General features: G+C 70.6%; 20 protein-coding genes and 1 tRNA gene. 11 read left to right on the top strand and 10 right to left on the bottom strand.

What is annotated here, in order from left to right; translation table 11 throughout:
- Together ABZU74_RS04795 and ABZU74_RS04790 are read left to right on the top strand one after the other, a co-directional pair.
- Positions 1-1,299, top strand: coding sequence for a DUF1800 family protein (locus ABZU74_RS04795; RefSeq protein WP_355418559.1), 1,299 nt, complete (start codon positions 1-3; stop codon positions 1,297-1,299).
- 1 nt (position 1,300) lies between these two features.
- Entirely contained in the window at positions 1,301-2,563 is a 1,263-nt protein-coding gene (locus ABZU74_RS04790; RefSeq protein ID WP_355418557.1) for a DUF1501 domain-containing protein, read from the top strand.
- 26 nt (positions 2,564-2,589) lie between these two features.
- Here the strand turns inward: ABZU74_RS04790 and ABZU74_RS04785 are convergent, their stop codons facing one another.
- Both ABZU74_RS04785 and ABZU74_RS04780 read right to left on the bottom strand, forming a co-directional pair.
- On the bottom strand, positions 2,590-4,020 hold the full coding sequence (locus ABZU74_RS04785) for a sugar transferase (protein ID WP_355418555.1): 1,431 nt from the start codon (positions 4,018-4,020) through the stop codon (positions 2,590-2,592).
- Between the two features lie 267 nt (positions 4,021-4,287).
- Positions 4,288-5,214: an LCP family protein gene (locus ABZU74_RS04780; RefSeq protein ID WP_355419131.1), complete on the bottom strand. Its 927-nt coding sequence runs from the start codon at positions 5,212-5,214 to the stop codon at positions 4,288-4,290.
- Between the two features lie 257 nt (positions 5,215-5,471).
- Here ABZU74_RS04780 and ABZU74_RS04775 point away from each other — a divergent pair, with 257 nt between their 5' ends.
- The 3 genes from ABZU74_RS04775 to ABZU74_RS04765 all read left to right on the top strand — a co-directional run bounded on the left by ABZU74_RS04775 (position 5,472) and on the right by ABZU74_RS04765 (position 8,223).
- On the top strand, positions 5,472-6,305 hold the full coding sequence (locus ABZU74_RS04775; RefSeq protein WP_355418553.1) for a class I SAM-dependent methyltransferase: 834 nt from the start codon (positions 5,472-5,474) through the stop codon (positions 6,303-6,305).
- Between the two features lie 4 nt (positions 6,306-6,309).
- Positions 6,310-7,128, top strand: coding sequence for an MOSC N-terminal beta barrel domain-containing protein (locus ABZU74_RS04770; protein ID WP_355418551.1), 819 nt, complete (start codon positions 6,310-6,312; stop codon positions 7,126-7,128).
- A 111-nt stretch (positions 7,129-7,239) separates the two neighbouring features.
- Positions 7,240-8,223, top strand: coding sequence for an expansin EXLX1 family cellulose-binding protein (locus ABZU74_RS04765; RefSeq protein ID WP_355418549.1), 984 nt, complete (start codon positions 7,240-7,242; stop codon positions 8,221-8,223).
- Between the two features lie 32 nt (positions 8,224-8,255).
- Here ABZU74_RS04765 and ABZU74_RS04760 read toward each other — a convergent pair whose 3' ends face one another.
- From ABZU74_RS04760 to bcp, 4 genes are all read right to left on the bottom strand, one after another.
- Entirely contained in the window at positions 8,256-8,783 is a 528-nt protein-coding gene (locus ABZU74_RS04760) for a GNAT family N-acetyltransferase (RefSeq protein WP_355418547.1), read from the bottom strand.
- A gap of 109 nt (positions 8,784-8,892) precedes the next feature.
- Positions 8,893-8,966: transfer RNA gene (locus ABZU74_RS04755), tRNA-Leu, on the bottom strand.
- Entirely contained in the window at positions 8,957-9,553 is a 597-nt protein-coding gene (locus ABZU74_RS04750) for an HNH endonuclease (protein WP_355418546.1), read from the bottom strand. The genes ABZU74_RS04755 and ABZU74_RS04750 overlap by 10 nt, the downstream gene beginning before the upstream one ends.
- Before the next feature lie 30 nt (positions 9,554-9,583).
- Entirely contained in the window at positions 9,584-10,060 is a 477-nt protein-coding gene (bcp, locus tag ABZU74_RS04745; protein ID WP_355418544.1) for a thioredoxin-dependent thiol peroxidase, read from the bottom strand.
- Positions 10,061-10,442: 382 nt separating this feature from the next.
- Here bcp and ABZU74_RS04740 point away from each other — a divergent pair, with 382 nt between their 5' ends.
- The 4 genes from ABZU74_RS04740 to ABZU74_RS04725 are packed head-to-tail and all read left to right on the top strand — an operon-like array spanning position 10,443 to position 13,139.
- Entirely contained in the window at positions 10,443-11,159 is a 717-nt protein-coding gene (locus ABZU74_RS04740; RefSeq protein WP_355418542.1) for an energy-coupling factor ABC transporter permease, read from the top strand.
- The gene (locus ABZU74_RS04735) at positions 11,156-11,599 is read left to right on the top strand and encodes a PDGLE domain-containing protein (protein ID WP_355418540.1); all 444 of its coding nucleotides are present in this window, start codon (positions 11,156-11,158) and stop codon (positions 11,597-11,599) included. The genes ABZU74_RS04740 and ABZU74_RS04735 overlap by 4 nt, the downstream gene beginning before the upstream one ends.
- A gap of 14 nt (positions 11,600-11,613) precedes the next feature.
- Positions 11,614-12,384 (top strand): cobalt ECF transporter T component CbiQ, encoded by a 771-nt coding sequence (gene cbiQ, locus ABZU74_RS04730; protein ID WP_355418538.1) that lies wholly within the window; start codon positions 11,614-11,616, stop codon positions 12,382-12,384.
- Positions 12,381-13,139, top strand: coding sequence for an ABC transporter ATP-binding protein (locus ABZU74_RS04725; protein ID WP_355418536.1), 759 nt, complete (start codon positions 12,381-12,383; stop codon positions 13,137-13,139). Before cbiQ ends, ABZU74_RS04725 begins: the two co-directional genes overlap by 4 nt.
- Here the strand turns inward: ABZU74_RS04725 and ABZU74_RS04720 are convergent.
- The 4 genes from ABZU74_RS04720 to ABZU74_RS04705 are packed head-to-tail and all read right to left on the bottom strand — an operon-like array spanning position 13,123 to position 16,085.
- Positions 13,123-14,235 (bottom strand): hypothetical protein, encoded by a 1,113-nt coding sequence (locus ABZU74_RS04720; protein WP_355418534.1) that lies wholly within the window; start codon positions 14,233-14,235, stop codon positions 13,123-13,125. The genes ABZU74_RS04725 and ABZU74_RS04720 overlap by 17 nt on opposite strands.
- A complete protein-coding gene (locus ABZU74_RS04715; protein ID WP_355418532.1) occupies positions 14,232-14,948 on the bottom strand; it encodes a thioredoxin domain-containing protein in 717 nt (238 codons plus the stop codon). Before ABZU74_RS04715 ends, ABZU74_RS04720 begins: the two co-directional genes overlap by 4 nt.
- On the bottom strand, positions 14,941-15,462 hold the full coding sequence (locus tag ABZU74_RS04710) for a MauE/DoxX family redox-associated membrane protein (RefSeq protein WP_355418530.1): 522 nt from the start codon (positions 15,460-15,462) through the stop codon (positions 14,941-14,943). The genes ABZU74_RS04715 and ABZU74_RS04710 overlap by 8 nt, the downstream gene beginning before the upstream one ends.
- 32 nt (positions 15,463-15,494) lie before the next feature.
- Positions 15,495-16,085, bottom strand: a complete 591-nt coding sequence (locus tag ABZU74_RS04705; RefSeq protein WP_355418528.1) for a sigma-70 family RNA polymerase sigma factor — start codon at positions 16,083-16,085, stop codon at positions 15,495-15,497.
- Between the two features lie 172 nt (positions 16,086-16,257).
- On the opposite strand from ABZU74_RS04705, the gene ABZU74_RS04700 reads away from it, so the two are divergent.
- Together ABZU74_RS04700 and ABZU74_RS04695 are read left to right on the top strand one after the other, a co-directional pair.
- Complete coding sequence (locus ABZU74_RS04700) at positions 16,258-17,925, top strand: copper resistance protein CopC (RefSeq protein ID WP_355418526.1); 1,668 nt, start codon at positions 16,258-16,260, stop codon at positions 17,923-17,925.
- Positions 17,926-17,942: 17 nt separating this feature from the next.
- Positions 17,943-18,677, top strand: a complete 735-nt coding sequence (locus tag ABZU74_RS04695; RefSeq protein ID WP_355418524.1) for a YcnI family protein — start codon at positions 17,943-17,945, stop codon at positions 18,675-18,677.
- The last annotated feature ends 190 nt before the right edge of the window (positions 18,678-18,867 follow it).

Here is an 18,867-nt window from a genome sequence, read left to right as displayed (position 1 = left end):
GTGTCATCGACGTCGCATACATTTGCTGACATGGCCGACGATCTCGCGTTGCTACTGCGCCGCGCCGGTTTCGGCCCCACCGCCGCTGAGTTGGCCGCGGCGAAGAAGGCAGGGTACGAAGCGACAGTCGCCGCTCTCACGGCGCCGACAGCGCCGGACGTGGGAGCCTCGCTGGCTCCCATGCCTGTTCTGGGCCCGGACCCTTTCTCCGGGCTGTCGAACCCGACCGCCGCTCAGCGCGCCAAGGCGAGCGAGGAGCGTTGGGAGCAGACGCAGCGGATCACCCAGTGGTGGCTGGACCGCCTCACGGTGGCCGATCACCAGACCCGCGAGAAGCTGTGGTTCTTCTGGCACGGACACTGGGCCACCTCGGTGCGGAAGGTGATGCGGCCACAACTGATGCTGTTGCAGCACCGGAATCTGCGCAGCTCACTCGACTTCGCCGTGATGGCACACAAGATGATCACGGATCCGGCCCTGGTCTTCTGGCTCGATGGCGAAAGCAACACGCGGACCGCCCCCAACGAGAACCTCGGCCGCGAGTTGATGGAACTCTTCATGCTCGGTATCGGCCGATACTCCGAGCGGGACGTGAAGGCCGCGGGTCGTGCGCTGACCGGCTGGCGGATCGACTACGACGGCGCCCGCAGTTACTTCAACCCCGCCTGGCACGACAACGGAGCGAAGACGATCCTCGGTGAGACGAGGAACTTCAACGCCCACTCGCTCGTCGATTTCCTCCTCAAGCAGGACCAGTGCGCGGCCTTCATCGCCGAGCGGCTGTGGTTCCGCTACGCCTCGTCGACCGACCCGATTCCGAAGTCCACCCGGAACGCCATGGTGGCCGTCTTTCCCAACTCGATGTCGATGCTGCGGAAACTCTTCGAGGACGAGGCGTTCCGCGCCAGCGCCGGCAGGCTGGTGAAGCAGCCGACCGAGTGGTTCGTCGGCGCGATGCGGCATCTGGGGCTGCGGCCAGGGGAACTGTCTGATGAGATGTCGACCTACGTCCTCAACGGTCTGGAGCGGCTGGGCCAGTTGCCGTTCGCGCCGCCGAGCGTCGAGGGGTGGCCGGCCGGTGCGGACTGGCTGACCGTTGGGGCCGCGCAGGCCCGCCTGAACCTTGCCGGTCGGCTCGCCCAGTTGGTGCCGGCCCAACGGCTGACCCCGGAGGACGTGGCGCACGTGCTCACCATCGAGACCTGGACCAACAGGACGTACTCGGTCCTGAAGGCCACCACCGACCCGCAGCGGCTGTTGACCATCGGGTTGGCGAGCCCGGAATACCTGGTGACGTGACATGGATGCAGTGACCCGGCGTAGATTCCTGCTGGCCTCGGGCGTTGCCGGCGGCAGCGCCCTCGTCGCCGGTGCGGCAAAATTGAGCCTGGGAGGTCTGCTGCGGACCGCCAGTGAGGCGTCCGGCCGCGAAGACCACCGGAAGACGTCCAAGCTGGTCATCGTCACGCTCTACGGCGGCAACGACGGCCTCAACACGATCGTCCCGTACGCGAACTCGGCCTACTACGCGGCCCGGCCCGAGCTGGCCTACGAACCGGAGCGGGTGCTTCGCCTCGACGGCGCGCTGGGGTTGAACCCGATGCTCAAGGGCTTGAGTTCGTTGTGGGGCGAGCAACGGTTGGCGGTCGTCCTCGGAGCCGGCTATCCGAAACCGGATCGCAGTCACTTCCGCTCCATGGACATCTGGCAGACCGCTTCGCCCAGCGGCCCGACCAGCTCCGGGTGGGTGGGTCGATGGTTGGACGGCACCAAGGCCGCGCCCGAGGCCGCGGTCAGCTTCGAGCCCATGCTCCCGCCCCTCCTCGCCGGAGAGACCCGTACCGGGGCCTGCGTGAGCATCGGTGGCCTCAAGCTGCCGCCCGGAGTCACCGCCGACATGATCGGCGTGCTGGGGCGCAGGGAGCCGAACGAGTCGGAGCTGCAGGCGAGGGCCGCTGACGCGTACGCCAACCTCATCAACATCGACCAGCTCATCCGGGATGCCGAAGCCGCCAGCGCCGCGCCGGAGGTCACCGTCCAACCGGAAAGCCCCGCCACGAGTACGGGTGGGTCGAACGTCCTCTCCGCGCAGCTGTCGCGGGTGGCGCAATGTGTCGAGGCCGGGGTCCCTACCCGGGTCTATTCGGTGAGCCTTGGTGGCTTCGACACGCACGCCTCGGAGCGGCTCGGCCACGAGTTCCTGCTGCGTCAGCTCGACCAGGCGCTGACCAGCTTCGCTGGCCGGCTGTCGCGCACCGAGGCGGGTCGACAGGTCACCACTGTCGTCTACAGCGAGTTCGGCCGGCGGGTCCGGGCGAATGCCTCTGACGGCACCGACCACGGAACCGCCGGCCCTGTCCTCGTGCTGGGTTCCCAGGTCGCCGGCGGGCTCTACGGGGAGCAGCCGAGCCTGACCGACCTGGACGACGGTGACCTCAAGGCGACGACGGATTTCCGCGACGTCGTCGGCACGCTGCTGGCCTCGGTGTTGCAGGCCGATCCGGCGCGCTACGTCGGCGGCGGGTACCAGCCGAAGATGCTGCCGTTCCTCGTCAGCAACTGACGGTCACGGCCGGCCGGCCGTGACCGTCAGCGACCACCACCGCGGAAGACCTCCGCGACCGTCCGGAGCACCACCTTGACGTCGAGCCAGAGCGACCAGTTCTCGATGTAGTAGTTGTCGAACCTCGCCCGGTCGGAGATTGGGGTGTCGCCGCGGAGGCCACTGACCTGCGCGAGCCCGGTGAGGCCGACGGGCACCCGGTGGCGCATGGCGTAGTTCGGGTACTCGGCCGAGAACTTCTCCACGAAGTGCGGCCGCTCCGGTCGGGGCCCGACCACGCTCATCTCACCGCGCACGATGTTCCACAGCTGCGGCAGCTCGTCCAGGGACGTGCGGCGCATGAACCGCCCGATCGGGCCGACCCGCCGGTCGTGCGCGATGGACCAGTTGGTCTGTGACTCCTGCTCGTCCACCGGGCGCATCGACCGGAACTTGATGACGTTGAATGGCTTGCCGTACCGGCCGATCCGCTCCTGGTAGAAGAAGATGCCGCGACCACCGTCGATGAACGTGGCGATGGCGCAGAGCAGCAGCACCGGGCTCAGCAGGATGAGCGCCAGCGTGGCGACGAGGACGTCGGAGGCCCGCTTGATGGCCCAGCGCGGCCCGGACAGGGTGGTGTCGCCGATCTTGGCGATCGGGATGGCACCGATGTGGTCGGGGTATCCGGCCTGGGACCGGGACCCCCACAGCCTCGGCACCACCCAGAGGTCACAGCGCGAGGTGTTGGGCTGGAGCAGTGTCGCGATCAGGGTGGACTCCGTGCAGTCCGGGTCGGCGATGACCAGGACGTCGCAGTTCAGCAGCCGGACCAGTTGTTCGACGTTGTCGAGGGTGCCGAGCAGCGGAACCGCACCGGAGTCCTGACGGGACGCCGCGTCGACGCAACCGACGAAGCGCAGACCGTACTGGGGGTAGCGCCTCAGCAGCCGGGCCAGCTCCACGCCGATCGGACCGCTGCCGATGATGATGGCGTTGTGCTCCACCCACCGTCGCCGCCGCGCCACGATTGTGAACTTCCGGCTGATCGCACGACCAGCGATCACCAACGCCGCCGAGAGCGCGACGCCGCGCATGAAGCTGGTCACGTACTCCACCGAGGCGTGCCGCTCGGCCGCGATGATGGCCACCACCGCGGCCGAAGCCAGCAGACGCCCGGAGAGGATCGGCAGTTCGTCGAGGATGCTGACGTGCCGGCGGGCACGGTAGAGCCCACCCGCCGCGAAGATCGCCACCGTGAGGGCGGCGTTTGCCAGCGTCCCGCGCCAGTAGTTCTGGGTCAGCAGCAGCGGAGTCAGCAGCGCCACGACATCGACGGGGGCCGTCATCATCCAGGCGCGCAGGAAACGAGTGCCGGTCGAGGCCCTGGAGCTGGCGTAGGGCAGCACCGCAGTCGTGTCGAGACCGGGGACCATCGCTGCCTTGACCGCCGGGTCGGGCCGTTCGACGCGCGGCATCGCGGCGACAGTTGGCATGTCGTGCGCCGGCTCGTCCTCTGCTGCCGCCCGTTGTGGAGCCGCCTGTTGTGACGCCGCCTTTTGCTGCGGCAGCAGCGGCTGCTGCGCGGCTCCGTCAGGCGTGCTCGAATAACTGACCGCCGAATGGCGTGACATGATCGATTCCTCCCCGTGACTACCCTTGGCCGTACATGTCGCGCCTTCGGGCGATCGCAGGATATGAGCCGCTCAGCTGCGCCGCCAGAGCCGGATGGACAATTGGATGCCCTACTTCCCGGCGGCCAGAATCTCCGGCACTGCGTCGCGTCGGACCGCGCCGTAGAACGACTTGGCCTTCTCGGTGTTGGCGAAGACCACGCTCTCGCTGCCGACCCGGCCGGTGCCCTTCGTCGGGCTGGTCAGGAAGGTCATGTTGCCACCGCGGAGGTTGCGCAGGTCGGTCGCCATGTCCAGCAGGGACATCTTCTCGTCCACCGAGACCGCGCTGGATGAGGCCTTGACGAACGAGTTGAGCCGGCTCGGGTTGGTGAGGATGCCGCCGGAGGCCGCCTTGTCCATGATTGCCCTGATGACCTGCTGCTGGTGTCGGATGCGGGCGAAGTCGCCGTCGGCGAACTGCTTACGCTGCCGCGAGTAGTCCAGCGCAGCCTCGCCGTCCATCCGTTGCACGCCCTGCTTGAAGTTGCGGAACGGCGGGTGGATCGAGGTGAATGACTTCTCCGCGTCGATATCGACACCACCCAGTGCGTCGATGATCTCGACGAATCCGGCAAAGTCAATGATCATGACGTGATCGATCCGGACGTCGGTGAACTTCTCCACTGTCTGCACCATCAACGGCACGCCACCCCAGGCGTAGGCTGCGTTGATCTTGGCATCCCGGCCGCCGTTGTTGCCGTCCTTGGAACGCGGCACCGGCACCCAGGTGTCGCGGGGGATCGAGACGAGCTGAGCGCTGGATCGGTCCTTCGGGATGTGGGCCAGGATGATGCTGTCGGTACGCGAGCCGGTCGTGCCCTCCGGATCACGGGAGTCACTGCCCAGAATCAGCATGTTGAGAGCGCCCTTGGCCGCCGCCTGCGGACGACCCTCTTCGGGTACGTCAGCGAACGCGTCGACCCGGTCGATCCCGGAATTGATCGAGCGGAAGTAGAGCCCGCCTGCGATGAGACCACCACCGCCGAGCAACGCCATCACCAGAAAGGTGATCAGGGCGACCTTCTGCCACCGGGGGCGGCGACGCCGCGATCGGGGCGCCTCAGTCGGCTCAGGCTGCGACTGCGGGTCAAAGAACTGGGTCTGGGGTTCCACGTACTCCTGGCGATACTGCATGCCGCGATGCTACTGATTTCGGGTTACAGACATGTACCCCCGTCCGGCCCATTCGGCTGTACATCCTGGCCAAAAGGCTTTTTCCACGAACGAATGCCTGAACCTGATATGAAGCAGCGGTGGACGCCACGCAGCTGCGCCGAGCCATCGCTCGTACCCCACTCGCACCGGTCGCCGCATTCCCCAAGCGGCTCGCCCGGGTCGCCCGCCACGACGCCAAGGTGCTGCGCGCCTCGGCCCGGTGGCTGGTCACCTCCCGTGAGCATCACAACTACACCTACGAACTGACCACGCTCAGCCGCCACCACCTGACCTGGTTCGTCAGCGTCGTCTGCGACATCCCGGTCCAGCGGGCCCGTGGCTACGTCGCCGAAATCGAGTCCGACGACGTGCTGCGCCACCACATCGAGCAGGCCAGCGCCACAGCAGCCCGCCGTGGCCTCGCCGACAAGAAGGTCCGCTACGCCCGACGCGTCGGCTGGTACGCGATCGTCCGAGCCACCCACCCCGCGCACGTGGTGGAAACCGGCGTGGACAAGGGGTTGGGCACCTGTGTCCTCGCGTCCGCCCTGCTGCGCAACGCGCAGGAGGGGCACCCGGGCCGGGTCACCTCGCTGGACATCAACCCGGAGGCCGGCTACCTCGCCCAGGTCGCACCATGGTCGGAGGTCGTCGACCTGGTGATCGGCGACTCCATCGCCTCGATCGGGGCGCTGGACCGCCCGGTCGACCTGTTCCTGCACGACAGCGACCACAGTCGTGCCCACGAGAAGCGCGAGTTCGACGCCGTGCAGCCCAAGCTGGCCCCCGGCGCGATCCTGCTGACCGACAACGTCACAAGCACCAACGTGCTCGCCGAGCACGCCGAACGCACCGGCCGGCGGTTCCTCGCCTACCGGGAGAGCCCGGCCAACCACTGGTACCCGGGCGACGGGATCGGCGTGGCATGGTAGCCGGGTGCGGCTGACCTCGATTCACACGTACCCCGTCAAGGGTTGTCACCGGCTCAACCACGACGGCGCGTTCGTGCACCAGTGGGGCCTGGCCGGCGACCGGCGCTGGATGGTCGTGGACGCCGACGGCGTCGGCGTCACACAGCGGGAAACGACCCGGCTCGTCGGCCTGCACGCCGCAGTGCGCCCCGGGGGTCTCACGCTGCGCGCCGACGGGCAACCCGACCTCGACGTGCCGGAGCCGGCCGGCGGTGAACCGGTCGCAGTGCGAACCTTCCGCAGCCGCACGTTCCCGGTGCCCGCGCTGCCGGCCGGCCCAGCGGCCGACGACTGGCTCGGCGCCCTGCTCGGCCGACCGGTCCGGCTGGTCTGGCTGGCCCAGCCAACTCGCCACCTGGCCGCCGGGACCCGCGAACACGACACCGGTGACCAGGTCACTTTCGCCGACGCCTACCCGGTGCTGTTGGCCAACGCCGCCTCCCTCGACGGCCTCAACGACTGGTTGGCCGAAGTCGGGGAGGAGCCGGTGCCGATGACCCGGTTCCGACCCAACCTGGTGGTCAGCGGTGCGCCGGCCTGGGCCGAGGACGGCTGGGCCGGTCGGTCGCTACGCATCGGAGACCGGCTGTTCCGGGCCGCCGGGCCGTGCGACCGCTGCGTGGTGACCACCACCGACCAGGAAACCGGGGTACGCACGAAGGAGCCACTGCGCACCCTCGGACGGCACCGCAACGTCAAGCAGAAACTCCTCTTCGGACTGAACCTGGTGCCGCTCGACAGTGGCCCCCTGGCCGTGGACGCCCCGATCGTCATCGCGCCCTGACCGCTCCACCGACAGGCAATTAGCACCCAGCGGTCACCGTCCGTCGATGCTGTCTTAGCTTTGGCTTAGCCCGCTTGTCGGTACGCGTCCGGGTCCGGCAGCATCGCCGTCGTGACGGACGGAAGCGCTGTCGACATCAACATCGACCTGGACCATCCTCCGGAGGACCGGCCCGCGCCGCCGTCCGGCGCCAAGCCCTGGCTGGTCGCCACCGGCGTCACAGTCCTCGCGGCGACGCTCGGGCTCACCCTCACCCTGCGCTCCGGCTCCACCCCGGCCTGCGCCGCCGGTCGGACGCTCGCCGGCGCGCCGCCCACCGGCAACGCCACACACACCGGCAAGGCCACCTTCTACGACTCCAAGGGCGCCGGCGGCAACTGCTCGAACCCGGCTGCCCCGCCCAACCGGCTCTACGTCGCGCTCGGTCCGACGGAATACTCCGCCGGTGCCGCCTGCGGCGGATTCCTCGACGTCGTCGGCCCGAAGGGCACCGTCCGGGTGCTCATCATGGACCAGTGCCCGGAGTGCGAGCCCGGCCACCTCGACCTGTCCCGAGAGGCATTCGCCCGGATCGCCGACCCGGTCCAGGGCCTCGTCCCGGTCACCTACCGCGCGGTGGTCAACCCGCCGCTGCCCGGCCCACTCACCTTCCGGATCAAGGAGGGCGCGTCGCAGTGGTGGTTCGCCGTCCGCATCGGCAATCACGGCAACCCGTTGCGGTCCGTCGAGGTCCGGCAGCGTGACAGCGACCCCTGGCAGTCGGCCGCCCGGCAGGACTACAACTACTGGCTGATCGCCTCCGGTGCCGGGCCGGGCCCGTTCAACGTCCGGGTCACCGACGTGTACGGCAACCGGGCCACCGTCGGAGGCATTCGGATGGCGCCGGGTCAGGTGCAGAACAGCACCGTCCGGATGTACGCACCGGGCGCCGGGGCGGGCACTCGACGGCCGTCCGCGTCGACCCGGCCACCGGGCAACCGACCCACCGTCACGCCAACTCGTCGCCCGGTAGAGGTGGCGAGGACCAGCGCGCCGGCCACCGACCCGCCGACCACCAGCTCGGCCCGGGCGAACGCACGGTGGTGCGCGGGCTGACCGCTCAGTAGGCCACCGTCAGATCGAGCCGCTCAGTCCGCCACCGTCAGATCGAGCCACATCAGAATCTCGTCCCGGTCGTCATCGGGGGCCACCCGCAACGCGCCCGGCAGCCGGCCGATCTCCCGGTACCCGAGGCGACCGTAGAACTTGTCCAACCCCAGCCCGTCACGCACCGTGACGTGCAACGCCTCGTGGCCGAACGCCCTGCCCAGCCGGGCAGCCTCCACCATCAGCGCCGACCCGAAGCCGGTGCCCTGGGTGTCCGGGTGGACCATCACCCGCTTCACCAGACACCAGTGCGCCTTGAGCGGGAACCGGTTGTCACTGAAGATCAACATGGCCCCCAGCCGGTCCCCGGAGTAGGCGACCAGCAGCCGGTCCGGTCCGTCGGCGATACCGGCGAAGGTCGGATCGGCGATCACGTGCACGTCGGCTGCGGTGACCGGTGGCACGAAGCCGACCGCGCCGCCGGCGTTGCTGACGTCGACCCAGAGGTCGACGATCTCGGCACGCAGCTGCGGGGTCAGGTCGGGGTCGAGGAAGAAGCGCGGACTCACGCTCGCCATCCTGACCCGACGACCAGGCCCGTGACCCGCGACAGTGACGCGCCCGACAACCGATCCTGGCTCTGGCCGAGCCAGGATCCGTCGTCACTCAATGGCGATGTGGGGCCGACGGGATTCGAACCCGCACTGGTGCGGACCTAAACCGCATGCCTCCTGCCGTTGGGCTACGGCCCCTTGAAGCTGTACTCCACCAGCGTCCACGGCCACTCCGGTCGATGCGGCAGTCGCCTGCCTATGGGAAAGCCGGTCGGAGTAACCGCATCAGGATCGTAGACCACCTCAGGCTCCACGAGTGCAGGCCGTCGCTGACCAGCGTATGTGGAGGTCTGGCTGTGGCAGTTAGGGCAGAGCAGGCGAAGGTTGCGCGGCCGGTTGTCGAGAAAGTCGCCGTTGATGTGGTCAACGTGCAGCGTCAGTCTGGCGCCCTGCCACGTTGACCCGGTGCCGCACACCTCGCAGGTCTCGGGCAGGCCGATTGTCGCCAAGGCGCGTTTGAGGCGGATCCCCGGGATTCGGCGAGAACCGGCCGGCAGCACCACCAGCAACTCTGTGGGGGACATCCGACGCCAACGCACGCCTCGATTGTGTGCTTGACCAGTGAAGTGCGACGTGTCGATGCCGAACCTCTTGAGCTGCCGGCTGATGTGCGCATGCGAGCCGCCGCTGACGCGTACGCCGAGCAACCGCATCACCTCGGTGACGTTGCGAGCGGCGGCGGCAGCTGCGGCGAGCGCCTCGGGTGTGTACTTGTATCGAACCACTGACGGACCGTAGCGAACCGGTACGACAGGTCAGTCCAGGCCGAGGTCGCGGCGGAGCTTGGCGACGTGCCCGGTGGCCTTGACGTTGTAGAGCGCCCGTTCGACCTTGCCGTCGGCGTCGATCACGAACGTCGAGCGGATCACGCCGGTGACGGTCTTGCCGTACAACTGCTTCTCGCCGTACGCGCCGTAGGCGGTCAGCACCGCCTTGTCCGGGTCCGACACCAGCGGGAAGGTGATCGCGTCGCGTTCGCGGAACTTCGCCAGCTTCTCCGGCTTGTCCGGGGACATGCCGACGACCTCGTAACCGGCGGCCTGGAGTGATGCGAGCGAGTCGCGGAAGTCGCAGGCCTGCTTGGTGCAGCCGGGGGTCATCGCGGCCGGGTAGGCGTACAGGACGACCTTGCGACCTCGTAGGTCGGCGAGGGAGAGCTGGTCGCCGGTGTCGGTGGCGAGGGTGAACTCGGGCGCGGGGTCACCGGGGGAGAGGCGGTCGGGCGAGGTCATGGCCCGACCCTACCGCCGAGCCGGCGGGCGCCGCCGCCGGCGAGCCGCGTCGGCGGGTGCGGCGCGTGTGCGCGTCAGCGCGTGGGCCTGTCGGCAGGTGCGACGCGTGGGCCCGTCGGCGGCTGCGTCGCGTGGGCCCGTTGGCGGGTGCGGCGCGTCGGCGCGTGAAGGTCAACTCGTGGTTCTGCAAATCGGGGCATCCACCAGCTGCGGACACCCCGGTATCAGGAAAGCCGAGTCGACCTTCGGTAGCCGAGCCGGCGGAGACCGGCCTGGAGTGATCAAGCCCATGCGTTGTTGCCAGACTCTGGCAACAACGATGATTGGGAAATAGGCTGACCCACGCCGGCCCGGTCGGGCCCGCTGACGCGTTGGAGGTCGCGTGGAGACACTGGCGATGCACATCTCGAACGGGATCATCGACGGTCCCGTGGCAGCGATCTTCGCTGCGCTCGCTCTTGCCGCGCTCACCGCCTGCGTCCTGCGCGGCCGGCGCGACCTGGACGACCGGCTGGCCCCGATGGCCGGCCTGGTGGCGGCGTTCATCTTCGCCGTCCAGATGCTCAACTTCCCGATCTTCACCGCCGGCGTCAGTGGCCACCTGCTCGGTGGCGCGCTCGCCGCCATGCTCGTCGGCCCGTGGGTCGGCGCGCTCTGCGTGGCCGTGGTGCTTGTCGTGCAGGCACTGATCTTCGGTGACGGCGGCGTGGCGATGCTCGGCCTCAACATCACGAACATGGCGTTGCTCGGCACCGCCGCGGCGTACGCGCTGATCGCGCTGCTGTTGCGGGTGCTGCCCCGCACGCGGGCCGGGCTGGCCGTGACCGCCTTCGTCGCCGCGATGCTCAGCGTGGTCGTCGCGTCGCAGGGCTTCGTCGTGCAGTACTGGCTCGGGGGCACCACCGACCTGGGCGGCAACCTGGCCGGGCTGGCCGGCACGATGGCCGGCGTCCACCTGCTGATCGGCATCGGTGAGGGCCTGATCACCGCGACCACGGTGCTCACCGTCGCGAAGGTGCGCCCCGACCTGGTGTACGCGCTGCGTTCCCTGCGCGCGCCCGCCGTCCCCGCCGTCCCGGTCGCCGGAGGTGTCCGATGAAGAACCGATCCTGGGCCTTCCTGGCTGGCGGCCTGCTGGTCGCACTGCTGCTCGCCGGTGTGGTGAGCAACTACGCCTCGTCCCACCCGGACGGGTTGGACTCTTCCCTGCTCAAGGGCTGCACCGTCGACGCCGACGACAACATCGTCGGTGGGAGTTGCCCGGCCCAGCAGGCCCGCGACCACGAGTTGGCCGACAGTCCACTCGCCGACTACGGCGTGAAGGGCGTGCGGAACAGCTTCGTCTCCACCGGCCTCTCCGGGGTGCTCGGGGTGCTGGTCACCTTCGCGATCGGGGCCGGCGGGTTCTGGCTGCTGCGCCGTCGGGGCAGCACGCCGACCGACGGTGCCGCGGCGTCGACGCCCGCCGACGGTGCCACGCCCGAGGGCGACCCGGTGACGTCCGGCGACGTCCGGCGCCGCGCCGACGCGGCCAGCTGAGCGGGGGTACGCGGATGGGGGCCGGTCACGGGCACGTGCTGTACCGCGAGTTGGACTCGCCGGTGCACCGCCTCCCGCCCGAGGTGAAGGTCGTGGCGATGGTGGTCTTCACCATCGCCGTGGTGGCCACTCCGCGCGAGGCGTTCTGGGCCTTCGGCGCGTACGCCGTGCTGGTGGCGGTGGTGGCGGCGCTGGCCCGGGTGGGGCCACGGTGGTTGCTCAGCCGAGCGTTGATCGAGCTGCCGTTCGTGCTGTTCGCCGTCGCCCTGCCGTTCCTGGGCAGCGGCGACCGCGTCGAGGTGCTGGGCCTGCGGCTGTCCGAGGACGGGCTGCACGGCGCGTGGAACATCCTGGCGAAGGGCACCCTGGGGGTGCTCGTGTCGCTGCTGCTCGCCGCGACCACCACCACCCGCGACCTGATCGTGGGGTTGGACCGGCTGCACTGCCCGCAGGTGCTCACCCAGATCGCCACGTTCATGCTGCGCTACCTCGACGTGCTGGTCGGCGAGGCGCGGCGGATGCGGGTGGCCCGGATCTCCCGGGGCGACGATCCGCGCTTCCTGTGGCAGTTGCGCGGCTTCGCCGCCGGGATCGGGGCGTTGTTCCTGCGTGCCTTCGAGCGCGGCGAGCGGGTCTATCTGGCGATGCTGTCGCGGGGTTACACCGGGCGGATGCCCGCCGTGTGGCAGGGCGAGGGTGCGGCGAGCGCCGGTCAGTGGCTGGTCGCGGCGACCGTGCCGGTGCTGGCGGCCTCCATCGCCGCCACCGCCGTCGTGCTGTCATGATCGGTGTCGTGCAGACCGCTGTCTCGCTGGACGTTCGGGGCGTTCGTTACGCGTACCCGGACGGGCACGTCGCCCTGCGGGGGGTCGACCTGAGCGTGCCGCGTGGCGACCGGGTGGCGCTGCTCGGGCCCAATGGCGCCGGCAAGACCACGCTGGTGCTGCACCTCAACGGCATCCTCACCCCGACCGAGGGCAGCGTGAGCGTCGGCGGGCTGACTGTCACACCGGATCGGCCCATCCTGGCCGAGGTACGCCGTCGGGTGGGCATCGTCTTCCAGGACCCGGACGATCAGTTGTTCCTGCCCACTGTGGCGGAGGACGTCGCGTTCGGGCCGGCGAACCTGGGTCTGCGGGGGGCCGAGCTGGCCGCCCGGGTGGACGAGGCGCTCGCCGCGGTGGGGATGAGTGAGCACCGGGAGCGGGCCCCGCAACACCTGTCGTTCGGGCAGCGCCGCCGGGTGGCGGTGGCCACAGTGCTCGCCATGCACCCGGAGATCCTGGTGCTCGACGAGCCGTCGTCGAACCTGGACCCGGCGGCGCGTCGTGAGCTCGCCGAGATCCTGCGCGGTCTGCCGGTGACCCTGCTGATGGTCACGCACGACCTGCCGTACGCGGCGGAGCTGTGCGAGCGCTCGGTGATCCTGGACAACGGCCGGATCGTCGCCGACGCCCCCACCCACACCCTGCTCAACGACGCCCCCCTGCTGGCAAGACACCGCCTGGAACTGCCCTACGGCTTCACCCCGCAGCCGTAGACCCACTCTCGGCAGCCTCGACCCGTGGTGCCGCCGCGGTGGTGCGGGACGCGGCGTGCAGGCGCAAGATGCCGGCGGCTGTCGCGCCGGCGCCGGTGATCAGGAAGAGCGCCACCATGACCCGGGCGACCGCGGGTGACCAGGGCACCGGGGCGATGGCGCGGGCGAACACGGCGGCGTTCGCCGCTCCGGCGAAGAGCGCCAGGCACGCCCCGGCCAGCGCGACCACGAAGTCCGCACCCGGGCGGCGACTCAACGCGTACCAACCGGCGGCGATCGCGCCGACGCCGGTGAGCAGGGACCAGATCTGCCCGGACAGCAGCCCGACCAGCACTCCGCCCAATCCCTGAGCGCCCGCGTCCAACTCCCGTCCCACCGGGTACCCGACGGCCAGCGCGCCGCCGACGATCAGCAACACGCCCAGCGCGGAGAGCGCGCGGGCGCCGGCCGGGGCGGTGGCGGCGAACAGGCCGAGCGCGCCCACCGCGAGCAGCCCCACGATGGTCACCGCCCACCAGGTGTACGCGTCGGGTGGCGGCACCCAGTCCAGCGTGCCGCCGATCACCACCGGGTCGTTGCCGTCGCGCAGCGGGATGGTCCAGTCCCGGACCCGGTGCTCGCGGTCCGGTGCGGCGCGTACCGCGGCCGGTGGTGCCGACTCCTGCCACAGCGCGCGTTGGTCGTGCCACCGCGCGGTGCTGCCGTCGGCGATCCGCTGCCAGGACGGTGCGGCGGCCGGGTCGGCTTCGGCGGGGAGCGCGGTGTCCCCGGCGATGGTGCGGTTCAGGTACGTGGCGGGGGAGTGGCTGTTCTCGAAGACTCCGTCCGGGCCGACGCGCAGGTACGGCTCGCCGGAGTAGCCGATGACCTCAATGGTGCGGCCGGTGCGGTTGGTCAGCTCCAGTCGGGCGCCCGCCTCGATGACGCGTACCTCAAGCCCTGGCCGCGCCGGTGCGACACCGGTGGCCCGGGTGCGGTAGTCGGTGCCGTCCGGCGCGTCCGCGCCGTGCGCGGCGGCGGGCGTCGCGCTGATCACTGTCACCAGGCCAGCTGCGGCGGCGATCAGGCCGGCTCGGCCCAGCAGGGTACGGATCACTTGCCGGCCGCCGCCACGGCTGCGGTGAGCGCGTCCGGGGTGGGGTTCTCAAGGGGCTGACCGTTGATCTTGACGGTCGGCGTGCCGGTGACGTTGCTCCGGCTGGCGTCGTCGGTGACGTGTTCGGTCCACGTCCGGTACGTCTGGTCCTTCACGCAGGTGCCGAAGGAGCCCCGGTCGAGGCCCACGCTGGTGCCGATGTCGATGAGCTTGTCGTCGGTGAGCCCGGCGCTGCCCTCCGGCGGTTGCTGGGCGAAGAGCGCCTTGGCGTACTCGTGGTACTTGCCGCCCGCCGCGGCGCAGCCGGAGGCGGCCGAGGAGCGGGTGGAGTACTCGGTGGTGGAGAAACGGTTGAGGTACGCGACCGGGTGGTAGACCACTTTCGCCTTGTTCTCGGCCACCAACTGTTCGAGCGTCGACCCGCTGGTCTGCTCGAACTGTTTGCAGGCCGGGCAGAGGAAGTCCTCGTAGACGTCGATGGTGACCGGGCCACCGCCGGTGACGATGCCGGTGCCGGCCGCGTTGGCGCCGGGTGGGGTGGTGAAGTCGTCGGAGCGCTGGTTGGACCAGACGACCCAGCCGGCGACGCCGGCGATGACCAGGACGACGACCGCGGCGGCGGAGACCCAGATCGTGCGGCGGCGGCGCCGCTCGCGGGCCAACTGCTCGCGGACCACCCGGGCGGCGTCCCGCTGCCCCTTGCGACTACTCATCCTCGTCCTCCACAACGGGTTCGCCGGACAACCACCCGTCCACCGATACCGGCGTACGCGGCCAGATCAGCAGAAATCCGGCCAGAACCAAGAATCCCAGGTCTCGGAGGATCTCCGGGAGGTAACTGGGGGCCTGCCCCGCTGCCAGCTGCCCGCCGCTGCCGAAGCAGCCGCAGTCGATGGCCAGCCCACGCGTCCAGGCCGAGGTGATCCCCGCGATGAAGACCACCAGCAGCGCGGCGGAGACGCCGGCGACGAGCCGGGTGGCCAGCCCGAGCAGCAGCAGCACGCCCAACGCCAGCTCGACGAAGGGCAGGGCCGCGCCGACCACTGTCGCCACGTCGTACGGCAGCACCTGGTACGCGTTCACCGCCCGCCCTGAGGCGGCGAGGTCGCTGACCTTCGACGCCCCGGCGACCAGCCAGACGGCGGCGAGGCCGAGTCGGGCCGCGATGCCGAGCCAGGGTCGGGCCACTGGCCAACGGCCGCCCCGGGTGGAAGGTGTCACGCTCATTTGTCGTCCCGTCCGCGCCGGAAGTTCCGGGTTCAGCCGGTCAGGGCGTCGCCGACCGCCTCGACCAGGTCGTTACGGGCCCGGGCGACCCGGGAACGGATGGTGCCCACCGGCACCCCCTCGACGGCGGCGGCCTCGGCGTACGACAGGCCGAGCAGTTGGGTGAGCACGAACGCGGACCGCCGCTCGGGACCGAGGCGGCGGACCAGGTCGGCGGCGCCGAACTGTCCGGCCGGGTCCGGGTGCGGTCGGTCGGTGTACGCGTTCGCCGTCAGGCGCTCGTCGAGTCGCCGACGCCTGACGACTGTGCGCAGGTGGTCGGCGCAGGCCCGCCGGGCGATGCCGAGCAGCCAGGTGCGGGCGCTGGAGCGCCCCTCGAACGCGGGCAGGGCCCGAAACGCCCGCAGGTACGTTTCCTGGGTCAGGTCGTCGGCGCTGTCCGGGTCGACCAGGGCGGCGGCGAACCGCCACACCTCGGCCTGGGTCAGCCGGACGAACGCCGCCTGGGCGGTGGGATCACCGTCGCGGGCGGTCAGCGCCCACTCGGTTGCCGGGTCCCGGGCGACCTCGTCGGCCGGCTCCGCCGGGGAGGCGGCACCGGAGTCACGCGGGACAGGGATCACGACACACCAGGTTACGCGGCACCCGGTGGGGCGTCAGGGTCGTTCGGCCCTTGGATGGTCTGCGCCACGTCGGGAACTTTTCCCCACCCCGGCCCGACTACCAGTTCATGACGTGCGACCACCGACGCGCCCACCCCCCGCGGGTCGCCGAACGGGACACCGATCGGCGACCATGGCCGGCATGACTGTCGCCCCCCGCCGCTGGGCCGCCCGGCTGGCCGCAGCCGCCGGCCTCCTGGTCACCGTCGTCGCCTTGTTGATCGCGCCAGCCACCTCCGCCAGCGCCCACGCGGTGCTGGCGAGCAGCAGTCCGGCCGCCGCATCCATCGTGCCGAGCGGGCCGTCCGAGGTGGTCCTCACGTTCAGCGAGTCGGTCCGCAAGGTGCCCGGCAAGATCCGGGTCATCGCGCCGGACGGCTCCCGGGCCGACCGGGGCGAACCGTCGTTCAGCGGCACGGTCGTGACCATCCCGGTGGACCCGGCCGGCGCCCGCGGCACCTACCTGGTCAGCTTTCGGGTGATCTCCGCCGACAGCCACCCGGTCTCCGGGGCGTTCACCTACTCGGTCGGCGCACCCTCGACGCCACCCGTCGACTCCGGCACGGACAGCCGCGCCAACCCGGTGGTGGGCACGGCGGTGAAGGTGGCCCGCTTCCTCGGCTACGCCGGCCTGGTGCTGCTGGTCGGGCCGGCGCTGGTGCTCGCCGCGCTCTGGCCGCGACGGCTCTCCCGGCGGGGGCCGACCCGGCTGGCCTGGACCGGCCTCGGTCTGGTGGCCTTCGCCACAGTCGCCGACCTGTGGTTGCAGGTGCCCTACACGGCCGGTGGGGGTCTCTTCGACGTCACCGGCGAGGGGTTCGGCAGTGTCTTCGGCAGCGCCTTCGGTGCCGCGCACCTGGTCCGGCTCGGCCTGCTGGCGGCATCCGTCTTCCTGCTCCGACCGCTGCTGGCCCGGCCCGCCGGCCGCGCGGACGCGATCATCCTGGCCATTCTCGGCGGCGCCGCCCTGCTGACCTGGCCGCTGGCCGGGCACCCGGCGGCCTCCCCGGCGCCGGCGGTCTCGGTGGTGGTCGACGCGGTCCACCTGGGCAGCATGGCGGTCTGGCTGGGCGGTCTGCTCATGCTCGCCGTCTACCTGCTGCGCCAGGCCGACGAGCGGGAGCTGGGGGCGATCCTGCCGATCTGGTCGCGCTGGGCGGCGCTCGCCGTCTCGGCGCTGCTGCTGGCCGGCACCGTCCAGGCGCTGATCGAGGTGGCCACCCCGCGGGCGCTCTTCGACACCACGTACGGGCGCCTGCTGCTCGCCAAGATCGGGCTGTTCGCGTTGGTCATCGCCGTGGCCGCGTACTCCCGGCAGTTGGTGCGCAGCCGCGTCGCGGCGCAACGCCCGGTGCCGGTGCGCCGGGCGGTCCTGGTGGAGCTGGCCGTCACCGTCGTGGTGCTGGCCGTATCCGCCACCCTCGTGCAGACCACGCCCGCCCGCACCGCCGCGGCCAGCCCCTCCGCCGGGGCCGAGGCCGGCCTCTTCAGCACCAGGCTGTCCAGCCCGCTGCTGTCCGTCGAGGTCGAGGTGAGCCCGGCCGAGCGGGGCAACAACTCGGTGCACCTGTACGCGTACGGCAAGGACAACCAGCCACTGCTGGTCGCGGAGTGGAAGGCGACCGTCGCGCTGCCCTCGGCAGGGATCGAGCCGATCGAGGTGCCGTTGCTGCGGTTGACGGACAGTCACGCCTACGGCGACATCAGCCTGCCGACCGCAGGCGAGTGGCAACTGAAGATCACCGCCCGAACGACCGACATCGACCAGGCCACGGTGACCGCCACCGTGCCCATCCGTTAGAGAGGTTCGCGAAACCCATGACCCGATTCCGGCGTACCGCAACCGCCGCTGCCGCCCTGGCGTTCACCGCCGCCGCCACCGCTGTGCTCGGCTTCGCCGGACCAGCGTCCGCGCACGTCACGGTGAACCCGAAGGAGGCGACCCAGGGCGGCTACGCCCGGGTGGCGTTCCGGGTGCCGAACGAGAGCGACAGCGCGTCGACCGTCAAGCTCGAGGTGGTGCTCCCGGAGAACGCGCCGGTCGGTTCGGTGTCGACGATGCCGGTGCCCGGCTGGACGGTCGCCACGGAGAAGCGCAAGGTGGATCCGCCGATCGAGGTGCACGGCAGTCAGCTCACCGAAGCGGTTTCCAAGATCACCTGGACGGCCTCCGGTGACGCGGGTGTGAAGCCGGGTCAGTTCCAGGAGTTCCCGGTCTCGTTGGGGCCGCTGCCGCAGGTCGACTCGATGGTCTTCAAGACCCTGCAGACCTACTCGGACGGCAACATCTCGCGGTGGATCGACGAGCCGGCACCGGGCGCCGAGGAGCCGGAGCACCCGGCGCCGGTGCTCACCCTGGCCGCCGCGGCGGCGCCGGCGGTTTCCGCCACGCCGGCCGCTGCCGTCGCCTCGCCCGGTGACGACGATGACGACGACGGCAACGGGCTCGCCGTCGGCCTCGGTGTGGCCGGTCTCGTCGCTGGCCTCGCCGGCCTGGCGCTGGGCGGGCTGGCGTTCGCGCGTACCCGTCGGGAGCCGGTCGCCAAGTCCTGACCGCTGTCCCACCCGCTGGCCCGCTGGATCACCCGGCGGGCCAGCGCGCTTTCCGGAGTCGGTGCCAACCGTGCCGTGGATATCCCCTGATCAGACGGGCTACGTCGGTAAGGTCGGCCGGGTATTTGGCTACGAAGGGGGACGGCGCGGATGCGGTTCGTGCGGGTGATCGCCGGTGTGCTGCTGTTGG

The organism is Micromonospora sp. NPDC005171, from assembly GCF_040608575.1.
GTDB lineage: Bacteria > Actinomycetota > Actinomycetes > Mycobacteriales > Micromonosporaceae > Micromonospora.
Note: the sequence above shows the minus strand (reverse complement) of the source record. Positions and strands in the feature narration are given on the sequence as shown.

Bases quoted from the DNA above. Each gene is read 5' to 3' on its own strand.
- ABZU74_RS04790 (WP_355418557.1), top strand. From the start codon at position 1,301: ATGGATGCAGTGACCCGGCGTAGATTCCTGCTGGCCTCGGGCGTTGCC.
- ABZU74_RS04785 (WP_355418555.1), bottom strand. From the start codon at position 4,020: ATGCCGCGCGTCGAACGGCCCGACCCGGCGGTCAAGGCAGCGATGGTC.
- ABZU74_RS04780 (WP_355419131.1), bottom strand. From the start codon at position 5,214: ATGGCGTTGCTCGGCGGTGGTGGTCTCATCGCAGGCGGGCTCTACTTC.
- bcp (WP_355418544.1), bottom strand. From the start codon at position 10,060: ATGACCTCGCCCGACCGCCTCTCCCCCGGTGACCCCGCGCCCGAGTTC.
- ABZU74_RS04735 (WP_355418540.1), top strand. From the start codon at position 11,156: ATGAAGAACCGATCCTGGGCCTTCCTGGCTGGCGGCCTGCTGGTCGCA.
- cbiQ (WP_355418538.1), top strand. From the start codon at position 11,614: ATGGGGGCCGGTCACGGGCACGTGCTGTACCGCGAGTTGGACTCGCCG.
- ABZU74_RS04725 (WP_355418536.1), top strand. From the start codon at position 12,381: ATGATCGGTGTCGTGCAGACCGCTGTCTCGCTGGACGTTCGGGGCGTT.
- ABZU74_RS04715 (WP_355418532.1), bottom strand. From the start codon at position 14,948: ATGAGTAGTCGCAAGGGGCAGCGGGACGCCGCCCGGGTGGTCCGCGAG.
- ABZU74_RS04710 (WP_355418530.1), bottom strand. From the start codon at position 15,462: ATGAGCGTGACACCTTCCACCCGGGGCGGCCGTTGGCCAGTGGCCCGA.
- ABZU74_RS04700 (WP_355418526.1), top strand. From the start codon at position 16,258: ATGGCCGGCATGACTGTCGCCCCCCGCCGCTGGGCCGCCCGGCTGGCC.
- ABZU74_RS04695 (WP_355418524.1), top strand. From the start codon at position 17,943: ATGACCCGATTCCGGCGTACCGCAACCGCCGCTGCCGCCCTGGCGTTC.